The following is an 11,059-nucleotide window of genomic DNA, read 5'->3' on the forward strand; positions in this document are numbered from 1 at the left end:
GACCATTATCTAACCGAGGCTACTGGTAAAAGGCTCACCGCCGGGTAATATGGGCGCACAAGACAACCATGGTGTTAAAAGAATGGCATCTCGCTCTAAAAAACAGCTTCTCCCCTTGATTGGTATGGTTTTCAGCCTACCGTCTATTGCCATGGATGACATCATTTTGCAGCCGGTCGAGCTGCCTTCAGTACTGAGCGCAACGCGTCTTAAGCAATCCCCAGCGGAAGTTCCGGGAAGCATGACCGTGATTGATCGGGAGCTGATACGCGCCAGCGGCGCTCGCGACGTTCCGGAGATTCTCCGTCTGGTGCCGGGGATGATGGTCGGCTACCTGCTTGGCCACCGCAGCAACGTAAACTATCACGGCACCAATACTACTGAAGCGCGGCGCATGCAGGTTCTGGTCGACGGGCGATCGGTGTATCGACCAGGCCTAGCTACTGTCGACTGGACCGATATTCCATTAGCGATAGAAGATATCGAGCGGATCGAAGTGTTCCGCGGCCCCAACACCGCCACTTACGGCGCCAACGCGCTGATGGGTGTGATCAACATCATCTCGACTCCACCGGAATTGCGACAGGGCTCACAAGTAAAGGTCACCAGGGGCAACCGTGGGGTAAAGGATCTATATGCCAGTCATGGCTTCAGGCAAGGCAACAGCGTTGCGCGCCTGAGTCTCTTTGCCAAGGAAGATGACGGCTTTGAACTTGATGAAGACGGCGAGGACTACCGTGACAGTCGACGCCTGAATGCCTTCAATCTACTGGGCGAAACAACCCTGAGTCCCACCCAGAGTCTGCAATGGCAGCTGGGCGCGAAAGAAGGAAGCAATCAGCTGGCCAACGACTACACCGTCATGGCTAGGCCAAGGGATACATCTTTTGCCTTTGACAGCGCTATGGAGGCACACAACCCCAACTCAGACACCACAGCGCGTGACTATTTTGCCCAGATACACTGGAAAAACGACCTTTCGCCAACGCATCGTCTGGAGGTCAAGACCTACGCTCAGCACATGGAGCGCCTGAGCAGTTGGCGTGCCTGCGACTCACCTATCGTATTCTCCCCGCTGCTGCGCGAACTTGCTGAACTGGGTAATGTGTATCCACGCCGGCTGAATTACATCTTGCGCAATCGGAGTAATTACTGGGGAAACCAGGCTAACTACAGCGATTATTTGGTCCGCAATGACGGTCTCCCCCCCGAGAAACTGGCCTTGGTCGACGCCCTTGTAGCCGAGCACAAAGCGGCTCGCACCGGCCAGCCGGCCTGCTGGGACCTCAACGAAAACATGCGCGAAAGCCGCTATGAAGCCGAAGTGCAGAACACCGTTCAACTCAACGACGCATTACGCACCGTGTTTGGTGGCAGCCTGCGCCACGATGAAGTCAGCTCGGACACCTTCTTTGATGGCCGCGTGGACAACCAGATCGGTCAGCTCTTTGCCAACTTCGAGTATCGACCTCACCAGCGCTGGCTGCTGCATGCCGGAGCTATGGCCGAAGAAGACAAGCTAAGCGGCTTTTCGTTCTCCCCACGCCTGGCTGCGCATTATTTCCTACGCCCAACTCACAGCTTGCGCGCCGTGTATTCCGAAGCGGTGCGATCGCCCGACATGTACGAAAACAACGCCAACTGGACCTACACCGCCGACAATCTCAGCGGCCCGGTATCTGGCAGCGATAAGTATTACGCTCTCGCTCAAGGTCCAAAAAACCTCGAGCAGGAACAGATGCGCTCCCACGAGCTTGGCTACAATGGCTATTTTACAGACCTAGCTCTATCCGTTGATATACGAGCCTTCTACGACGAAATTGACAAGATGATCAGCCAACCCCTGCAAATCGTTAATTTTGTCCCCGATAACGAGAGCTTTAGCCGGTTTACCGGCGCCGAGACTCAGCTAGATTGGAAGATGACCCGCCAAGACCGGATCCGTCTGACCTATGCCTATACTGATTTTACCGCGACCAACCGGCTTGATCAGCGCCTGACGGCGCGTAACAGCGGTTCGGCGGCATGGTTGCGACAATGGCCAGCGCGCATCGAAACCAGTCTGATCTATTACGGTGCTGACATGCTCAACGAGCATCGCTTTGAACGCCTCGATGGGCGGGTAGCAAAACATTTCAATACCGGAGGCAACAGTAGCCTCAATCTGGCACTCAACTGGCAATATCGTCTAGATGACGAGCCACTGACATGGGAAGAAAATCTGTTTGAAAGTCGCAGCCAATACTTCGTCAGCGCCGAACTGAGCTTCTGAAACTCACACGTTCATCGATAAAATTGAAATGAACCCCATAGACAAGGAACGTCGCCCATGAGTACAGAGCTTCCGCCTGCATCGGAGCACCGGCAATGAAGTTTTACTGCCGCCTGTTGCTCGTATGGATGGGCCTGCTCTCCATGCCAACCGTCGCGGATACAGTGCTCGTAGTAATACCCGCTGAAACTCCACTGACCAAGGAGTTTACCAGCGAGCTTAAGCGTCATCGGGCTGACGACAAAATCCTCTTGCACAGCCTGGCCGACGGACAGCTACCCCAGGTCAACCCGAACCTGATCATTACCATGGGCATCGCGGCCCTTGAATGGCGACTCGATCAAGCTGATCAGACTCCGACTATCGCAACCTATGTCAGTCGTAGCGGCTTGGATTCAGCCGAGCTGGCAGCTCTTCCACCGTACGTCCGCGCAGTACTGGCCAACCCCAAGCCCGAACGTCAACTTCGCTTGGCGGAGCTACTTATTCCTCGCTTGCGCGGAGCCGGCGTGCTGCATAGCAAGGTTCATGCACAACAGATCCCAGAGTGGATTGAAGCAGCCGTCGCCACAGACGTCGAACTTAAGGTTGCCGAGCTCGTCGACTCAGAAGATCTCGCGCGGACTCTGGTCAGTGTGCTCGACCGCAGTGATGTACTGATTGGAGTCGACGACCCATTTATCTATAACGCCGATAACTTGAAGACCATATTACTGTCCAGCTATACCCGAAACCGCATTTTGATCGGCCCAAGCGCTCCGTTTATTGCTGCAGGGAGCCTGAGCACCACTTTCAGCTCACCTGACGACATAGCTCGGCATGTCGGCCTTATGACCAATCAGCCCGCCTCGATGTTACAAGTGGACTATCCAAGATACTTTTCCGTTCTGAGCAACCAGCAAGTTGCTCGATCGATGGGGTTTGCGCCGCCGGATGATTCCGCTCTGGCTGCAGAGCTCGCCCGCAGGGAGGGCATCCGATGAATTTCTGGCAGAACGGCAGTATCCATAATCGTCTGATTGGGATTGCCCTCTTTCCCGCATTAACACTGGCGACGGTGGTATTCGTCTATTTCCTCGCCGAGCGTCTGGACGATGTCGATCGCCAACTGGTCGAAACCGGCGAATTGATTGCTGAGCAGCTTGCGCCAACAGCTGAGTATGGCGTGATTAGTGGCAACCTGAGCACTCTGGAGAATCTCATGAGTGGCGTGCTCGAAGCGCCGCACGTAGTCAGTGTCGATGTATTCGACAACCACGGCAATCGCCTCGTCGGGCTTCCCTCCAGATCACAGACAACGGAAGAAAAATCGGTTCGTTATTTTTCCGCGGCGATCATGCGTCAGCAGATCCCGTTGCAAAATGACCTTTTTTTGCTGGATAGCACGGCACCCGCGTTAAGCGATGAATTTCGTTATCTAGGCCAGGTGCGAGTTGGTCTAAGCGAAAGGGCTTTCAGCATCCGGCAGCGTGAGATCCTTGTGCGTGCGATGATTCTTGCCGCACTGGTGATGATCGCAGCGATATTTCTGGCCCTGCGCCTGGCCAAGGCCCTATCGGAGCCACTGGCGCGCATGAGCACTGCAGTACAACGCTTGCAGGATGGTGGCCATGACGTGCTGCTGGAAGAAAGCGAACAACACGAAATCGGACGCCTGATGCGCAATATCAATGCGCTGGCCAGCACACTCAAGCAATCTACCCGCGCGCAACAGCGCGCCATGACTGAGATGACCGAAGCGCGCGAAGAGGCAGAAACCGCCAACAACGCCAAGTCCGAATTTCTCGCGATGATGAGTCACGAATTGCGCACACCCATGAACGGCGTGTTTGGCATGCTGCAATTGCTCGAAACTACCAGCATGAGCGATGAACAATCCGAGTATGTCCAGATTGCTGGTGAATCAACTGATCACCTGCTACGCGTGATCAACGATATCCTCGACTTCTCACGGATCGAACATGATGCCCTAGAGCTTGAAAACATCGCTTTTGATCTGGCTACTTTGGTCCATCAGTCTGCTGCCATTTTTGAGCATACCGCAGCGCAACAGGGTCTCAAGTTGATCGTTCAGTGTTCTGGCGAGCCATCTACTGCAAGCGTTATGGGCGACCCAACGCGGATTCGCCAGATACTGGTGAATCTCATCGGTAACGCTCTCAAGTTTACCGAGCAGGGCAGCATCGAAGTGCGTGCCAGCTGGATTGCACACACCCAAAATTCGCTCGCGCTTGAATGCCAAGTATTCGACACCGGCATAGGCATAGCCCCTCAGGAACTGGAAGGCATGTTTGATGCATTTCGACAGGCAGACAGCAGCACGTCCAGACGCTTTGGTGGCACCGGGTTAGGGCTGTCCATTGCGCGTACCTTTGCCGAAAAAATGGGCGGCAAGCTGAGCGCCAGCAGTGAGCTGGGTGAAGGGTCCTGTTTCACCCTGAGCATTGCCCTGGCAACTGCGGCTGCAGAGCAGGCGCCATTGATAATCAATCTTCCAATGCAGCATGGCTTACACAGCCCCAGACCGCTGTTACTGGTTGAAGATAATCCGGTAAACCAGATGGTCATAGAAGGTATGTTACGTACTTTGCGGCACACAGTAGTGACTGTAGACAACGGCAAGAAAGCACTGGAACTGCTGAACGGTGACGATCAACAGTTCTCCGTCATTTTGATGGATCTGCATTTGCCGGATATCGACGGTCTTACTGTGTTCCGCCGCTATCTGGCCGCATGTCAGTCAACAGGGCGGCGTCCTTTACCCTGCCTCGCCCTGACGGCTAGCGCATTCGAGGCTGATCGACAGCAATGCATGGACGCAGGGATGCAGGATTTCATTAGCAAGCCGGTTTCTCGGCAATCCCTGCAACAGAGTCTCAACATCTGGCTGCAGGTCGACCTATCGAATCATTGATGGCACTGATCATCTGTTATTCCGTCCCTGTCCAACTGCAGGTGAAGAAGCGATACTAGCCAGCACGCTTATTCCCACTCCTCCAGCACAGGGCCTACCCGCAATGAGCTCCACAGCAATGACGCCTGTTACTCTAGAAACCCCCTTCAGCGTACTTCCCGAGCTGATTGCATGCCACGCAATAGAGCGCAGCGAGCATACCGCGCTCATCCAGGGCGACCGACAGCTCAGCTTCAAGGAGTTGGACTTGCAAGTGGATCGGGTAGCAGCTGCGCTGCAGCGCGATGGTTTGGTCGCCGGCGACAGTATCGCCATCTGTGGCAGCAACTCTATCCCGTATGCAATCCTGTATATCGGCGCTTTGCGCGCTGGCCTTGTTGTCGCACCACTTGCACCCTCTTCCACTGCTCAAAGTCTGATGACCATGATTCAGGACTCGGCGGCCAAGCTGGTGTTTGTTGATGAAGCCGTTGAAGACGCCCTGGCAACGATCAACGCAGCTGAACAGGTGCGCCTGTTGAGCATGGATGATAGCCACATTGAGCACGGCTTCAGCGCTTGGCTAGCCAATGGCAAGCCGCAGCCTGTCACGACCACTGAAGACATGGCTTTTAATATCATTTATTCCTCGGGCACCACTGGCGAGCCCAAGGGTATCGTTCAATCACACGGCATGCGCTGGTCACACGTCCAACGCGGTCTGGTGTTCGGTTACGGTCCTGATTGCGTCACACTGATATCCACACCTTTGTATTCCAATACCACGCTGGTTTCCTTTCTGCCTACACTAGGCCTCGGCGGCACTGTCGTGCTCATGGCCAAGTTCGATGGCGCAGCCTATCTCAAGCTGGCCCAAGCGCATCAGGTGACCCATACCATGCTTGTACCAGTGCAATATCAGCGACTGATGGCCAGAGATGATTTCGACAGCTACGACTTGTCCCATTTCAAGATGAAATTCAGCACCAGCGCACCATTCCATGCCGAACTGAAAGCCGACATTCTTGCTCGCTGGCCCGGCGGGCTTATCGAGTTCTACGGTATGACCGAAGGCGGCGGCTCCTGCATGTTGGCGGCGCACCAGTTCCCAGACAAGCTGCACACCGTCGGCAAGCCATTGGAAAATCATGACATACGCGTGATAGACGAAGACGGTCAGGAATTGTCGTCCGGTTCAGTCGGCGAGGTAGTTGGACATTCACCCGCCATGATGACCGGCTACCTGAACAAACCAACAAAGACTGCCGAAGCCGAATGGTACGATGTGCAAGGTAAGCGTTTCATCCGTACCGGCGACGTCGGCCGCTTCGATGAAGACGGATTTCTTACGCTGATGGACCGCCGCAAGGATATGATCATTACCGGCGGTTTCAATATTTACCCCAGCGACCTCGAGCAGGAATTACGCAAGCATCCCGACCTACTTGATGTCACCGTCATCGGCGTTCAATCACGCAGCTGGGGCGAGACGCCGGTGGGTTACGCCGTACTGAAGCCCGGTGTCACCACCGATGCTGACAGCATCCGCGAATGGTTCAATCAGCGGGTTGGCAAGACCCAACGACTCAACCGCCTGATTCTCACCGATGAGCTGCCGCGCAGCGCTATTGGCAAGGTTCTCAAGCGCGAACTGCGCGATCAATTCCAGGCACAGTTTGGCGAATTGGATTGATAACTATCATCTTGCTCAGCCTGGTTCAGGTAAATCGAGTCCAGCATCAAGGCCAGCCTGGAGACAGAAACTTTGTCCTCGGCTTCTATCGCGGGTATCCTCAACGCCTGCGCTGCCCGCATAACATGGTTTGTGACTTTTCAGACTGGCTGGCAGTCTAGCTTAAGCTTGCGGGGGCACTCTTTCCGCTCGCCACGCAAAAATCATATCGCCCCACCGAACGGGGATGAGCAGGAGCCAATATGTCGAAACAGAATGCGTATACCCGGGAAGAGTTGCTTCAATGCAGCCGTGGCGAACTGTTCGGGCCCGGAAACGCACAATTGCCCGCGCCCAACATGCTGATGATTGATCGTATAACCCATATCAGCGACACCGGTGGCCGCTATAACAAGGGCGAAATCGTCGCAGAATTGGATATCAATCCAGAACTCTGGTTCTTCGCATGCCACTTCGAAGGCGACCCTGTGATGCCCGGCTGCCTTGGTCTGGACGCGATGTGGCAACTGGTAGGGTTTCATCTGGGCTGGCTGGGCTTTGCCGGTAAAGGCCGAGCATTGGGTTCTGGAGAGGTCAAATTCTTCGGCCAAGTACTGCCCACTGCTAAAAAAGTGACTTATACCATTCATATCAAACGCACCATCAACCGCTCGCTGACGCTCGGCATAGCCGACGGCACCATGGCCGTTGATGGCCGCGAGATCTACTCCGCTGAAGGTCTGCGGGTTGGTCTGTTCACTTCTACCGATAGCTTCTGAGGATCCTCACCATGCGTCGCGTCGTAATTACGGGTATGGGCATTGTTTCGTGCCTCGGCCAAGATATAGAAAGTGTTGCCGACAGTCTGAAGACAGGTAAGTCGGGCATCCGCCATAACCCCTCCTATGCAGAGATGGGCCTGCGCAGTCACGTATCGGGCACTGTCGAGATCGATCTTGACGCACTAATCGATCGCAAGGCCAAGCGCTTCATGGGCGATGCCGCGGCATTTGCCTATATTTCAATGCAGCAGGCGATCGCTGACGCAGGCCTTACTGAAGAACAGATCAGCCATCCGCGGGTAGGTTTGATCGCTGGCAGTGGCGGCGCATCCACTCTTAACCAGATGGAAGCGGTCGACATTCTCCGCGAAAAGGGCGTGAAGAAAATTGGACCCTATCGTGTTCCCCGCACCATGGGTAGCACCGTCTCAGCCTGTCTGGCGACACCGTTCAAGATCAAGGGCATCAATTATTCGATCTCTTCGGCCTGCGCCACCAGTGCACACTGCATTGGCAGCGCGATGGAGCAGATTCAGATGGGAAAACAGGATATCGTCTTCGCCGGTGGTGGTGAAGAGGAACACTGGTCCCAATCCATGCTGTTTGATGCCATGGGTGCACTCTCTACTCAGTATAACGACACACCAGAAAAGGCCTCACGCGCTTACGACTCCAAGCGGGATGGATTCGTCATTGCCGGCGGTGGCGGCATGGTCGTGGTAGAAGAACTTGAGCATGCTCTGGCCCGCGGCGCCAAGATCTATGCAGAAATCGTGGGTTACGGGGCCACGTCTGATGGCTACGACATGGTCGCACCAAGCGGTGAGGGCGCAGTGCGCTGCATGCAGCAGGCAATGGCCACGGTAGAAGGCGACATTGACTACCTGAACACCCACGGCACCTCGACTCCGGTAGGCGACGTGGCAGAGCTCAAGGCCATTCGCGAAGTATTTGGTGACAAGCCGCCAAAAATCAGCTCAACCAAGAGCCTTACGGGCCACTCATTGGGCGCCGCTGGCGTGCAGGAAGCTATTTATTGCCTGTTGATGATGCGCGATAACTTCCTCACCGCCTCAGCCAACATCGAGGAACTGGACGAGAACGCCGGCAACCTTCCGATTCTGCTTGAAAAAGCCGATTATGCCGCCAATCTGATGATGTCAAACAGCTTCGGTTTTGGCGGCACCAATGCCACGCTGGTGCTCAAGCGCTGGGCCGGTGCCTGAGTCCAGATAACAGCATCAGGCTTCACCCCTTCGGGCGGCTTTTGCCGCCCGAAGTCGTTTTGGCTAATGGGCCTCTTCGCTTCGGCCGAATTCATTGCCCGAACATCGCAATTTCCGACAGCAGTCCTTCACCATCAAACTTGATGATAGTGCTTGCTTGGCTGCCACAAACTGCTACAACTCATATATGCAAACACTACCTGATGGACTCATTGTAATACTTAAGCGTACCTGCCCTACCTGCGCGTTAATCGAACCCGTGCTCGCGCAGCTGGCTCGTGGTTCCAGACCGCTCACCGTTATTGTTCAGGATACCGCTGACTTCGCCGTGGGCAAGGGCCAGCAGATCGCAGATGAAGATCTGAATTTATCCTGGCAACTGGACTGCGAAATCGTCCCCACATTGATCCTACGTGACGACGGTGTCGAGGTTGAGCGAACTTACGGCTGGTTCCGTGAAGATTGGGAGAATATCAGTGGTCTTTCTGGACTGGGTGTTGATCTGCCAGCCTCCAGACCCGGCTGCGGCTCCAAAACCCAGGATCCTGGCGTTGCGGACCGACTAGCGATACGCTTCGGCGCGGTTAAATTCAGCTCTCGCGAGGTCGAGATCGGCGAGAATGAGGATCCCATAGAAGCCTGTCACGAGCGCGGTTGGAGCGACGGATTGCCGGTTGTGCCGCCGACCCCTGGGCGCGTCTATAGCATGCTTCAGGGCACTACCCGAGCGCCCGACGAAGTATTGGGCCTGATGCCACCAGACCTTGTTCCATGCACTGTAGAAAAAGTAGCGGTCAATGCGGTGATGGCTGGATGCAAACCCGAATATATGCCCCTCGTTTTGGCAGCCGTTGAAGCAGCACTGATCGATGAATTTGGCATGCACGGGCTGTTATGCACGACCATGTTTGCCGGACCTCTGATCCTGGTAAACGGCCCGGCAGCCAAACGTGTGGGAATGAATTCCGGCGTAAACTGTCTGGGCCAGGGCAACCGTGCCAACGCCAGTATCGGTCGCGCTCTGCAATTGGTTGTGCGAAACGTTGGCGGAGGCCGCCCCGGAGAAATCGACCGTGCCACCATGGGCACCCCTGGCAAATACACTTTCTGTTTTGCCGAAGCCGAGGATAGCGAATGGAATTCGCTCGCAGTTGAGCGCGGATTCACCGATGACCAGTCGGTGGTGACACTGTTCGCCGCTGAAGGCGTGCAGGCAATCGTCGATCAGAAATCGCGCACGCCCGAGTCACTCGCACTGAGCTTCGCGCTCTCATTACGCGCAGTAGACCATTACAAACTGGTGATGCACGGCGATGCTATGCTGGTTGTGTCTCCCGAGCACTGCCGAGTCTTCACTGACGCCGGCTGGAGCAAAGCCCGCCTGCATCAGGAGCTGAACACGCTCCTGACCCTGCCCGGCAAGGATCTGGTGATGGGCGCCCAAGGTATTACCGAGGGCATGCCAGAAAACTTTGCGGGCGCTGATTTGCCAAAATTTCGACCTGGTGGTTTACTGATCGTACGTGCCGGTGGCCCGGCCGGTCTGTTCTCCGCTGTTATTGCTGGGTGGGCCGCTTCCGGCCCCACTGGCTCCATCCCGGTTAGCAAGGAGGTATTGGCATGACATCGCCAGTCGTACTGCTCGACCCGACCGCCGAGCGCGCTGCGGCCAGCCGAAGTCTCACGACCCGGCCCGCTTCGCTCGATGGGCTGACTGTAGGCCTGCTGGACATTTCCAAGGCGCGCGGCAACGTGTTGCTGGATCGTCTGGACGAGCTACTCAGTGAGCGTGGAATCGAGGTAAAGCGTTATCGCAAGCCCACTTTCGCCCGTATCGCACCCACTGATCTGAAACAACAGATCGCCAGTGAATGTGATGTCATGGTTGAAGGTCTGGCTGACTGAGGTTCCTGTACCTCGTGCTGTATGCATGATATAGGCGACTTGGAAGGCAGACAGATACCCGGCGTTGGCATAGCCTCGACCGAGTTCATTGATGCTGCGAAAATGCAGTCCCGGGCATTGGGCATGGAACCGAAGATGGTATTCGTTCAGCATCCAATCCAGGACCGTACCGATGACGAACTCCGGTCTCTGGCTGACCAGGCGCTGGACAGCATTCTGGAGGCATTGACGCTGCAAGGCACGTGATCACCACGGGCCCTGCCCGTCTAGAGAGCTGACTGGTTGGTGCAGACCTGCGAGGCACACCAG

General features: G+C 55.6%; 8 protein-coding genes. All 8 read left to right on the top strand.

Annotated features, from left to right (window positions below):
• Positions 1-82 precede the first annotated feature (82 nt).
• Positions 83-2,272: a TonB-dependent receptor plug domain-containing protein gene (locus ACJAXR_RS11000; RefSeq protein WP_415058317.1), complete on the top strand. Its 2,190-nt coding sequence runs from the start codon at positions 83-85 to the stop codon at positions 2,270-2,272.
• 95 nt (positions 2,273-2,367) lie between these two features.
• Positions 2,368-3,255 (top strand): hypothetical protein, encoded by an 888-nt coding sequence (locus ACJAXR_RS11005; protein WP_415058318.1) that lies wholly within the window; start codon positions 2,368-2,370, stop codon positions 3,253-3,255.
• Positions 3,252-5,186, top strand: coding sequence for an ATP-binding protein (locus ACJAXR_RS11010; protein ID WP_415058319.1), 1,935 nt, complete (start codon positions 3,252-3,254; stop codon positions 5,184-5,186). Before ACJAXR_RS11005 ends, ACJAXR_RS11010 begins: the two co-directional genes overlap by 4 nt.
• 118 nt (positions 5,187-5,304) lie before the next feature.
• The gene (locus ACJAXR_RS11015) at positions 5,305-6,858 is read left to right on the top strand and encodes a class I adenylate-forming enzyme family protein (protein WP_415058320.1); all 1,554 of its coding nucleotides are present in this window, start codon (positions 5,305-5,307) and stop codon (positions 6,856-6,858) included.
• A 242-nt stretch (positions 6,859-7,100) separates the two neighbouring features.
• Positions 7,101-7,616 carry a 3-hydroxyacyl-[acyl-carrier-protein] dehydratase FabA gene (gene fabA / locus ACJAXR_RS11020; RefSeq protein ID WP_415058321.1) on the top strand — a complete coding sequence of 172 codons (516 nt, stop codon included), beginning with the start codon at positions 7,101-7,103 and terminating at the stop codon, positions 7,614-7,616.
• Between the two features lie 11 nt (positions 7,617-7,627).
• Entirely contained in the window at positions 7,628-8,845 is a 1,218-nt protein-coding gene (gene fabB, locus ACJAXR_RS11025) for a beta-ketoacyl-ACP synthase I (RefSeq protein WP_415058322.1), read from the top strand.
• A 187-nt stretch (positions 8,846-9,032) separates the two neighbouring features.
• Positions 9,033-10,469 (top strand): hypothetical protein, encoded by a 1,437-nt coding sequence (locus ACJAXR_RS11030; protein WP_415058323.1) that lies wholly within the window; start codon positions 9,033-9,035, stop codon positions 10,467-10,469.
• The gene (locus ACJAXR_RS11035) at positions 10,466-10,996 is read left to right on the top strand and encodes a UGSC family (seleno)protein (protein WP_415058324.1); all 531 of its coding nucleotides are present in this window, start codon (positions 10,466-10,468) and stop codon (positions 10,994-10,996) included. The genes ACJAXR_RS11030 and ACJAXR_RS11035 overlap by 4 nt, the downstream gene beginning before the upstream one ends.
• Positions 10,997-11,059: the final 63 nt, after the last annotated feature.

Origin of the sequence: Halopseudomonas sp. (assembly GCF_047631575.1) — a bacterium.
GTDB lineage: Bacteria > Pseudomonadota > Gammaproteobacteria > Pseudomonadales > Pseudomonadaceae > Halopseudomonas.

Bases quoted from the DNA above. Each gene is read 5' to 3' on its own strand.
- ACJAXR_RS11005 (WP_415058318.1), top strand. From the start codon at position 2,368: ATGAAGTTTTACTGCCGCCTGTTGCTCGTATGGATGGGCCTGCTCTCC.
- ACJAXR_RS11010 (WP_415058319.1), top strand. From the start codon at position 3,252: ATGAATTTCTGGCAGAACGGCAGTATCCATAATCGTCTGATTGGGATT.
- ACJAXR_RS11015 (WP_415058320.1), top strand. From the start codon at position 5,305: ATGACGCCTGTTACTCTAGAAACCCCCTTCAGCGTACTTCCCGAGCTG.
- fabA (WP_415058321.1), top strand. From the start codon at position 7,101: ATGTCGAAACAGAATGCGTATACCCGGGAAGAGTTGCTTCAATGCAGC.
- fabB (WP_415058322.1), top strand. From the start codon at position 7,628: ATGCGTCGCGTCGTAATTACGGGTATGGGCATTGTTTCGTGCCTCGGC.
- ACJAXR_RS11000 (WP_415058317.1), top strand. From the start codon at position 83: ATGGCATCTCGCTCTAAAAAACAGCTTCTCCCCTTGATTGGTATGGTT.
- ACJAXR_RS11030 (WP_415058323.1), top strand. From the start codon at position 9,033: ATGCAAACACTACCTGATGGACTCATTGTAATACTTAAGCGTACCTGC.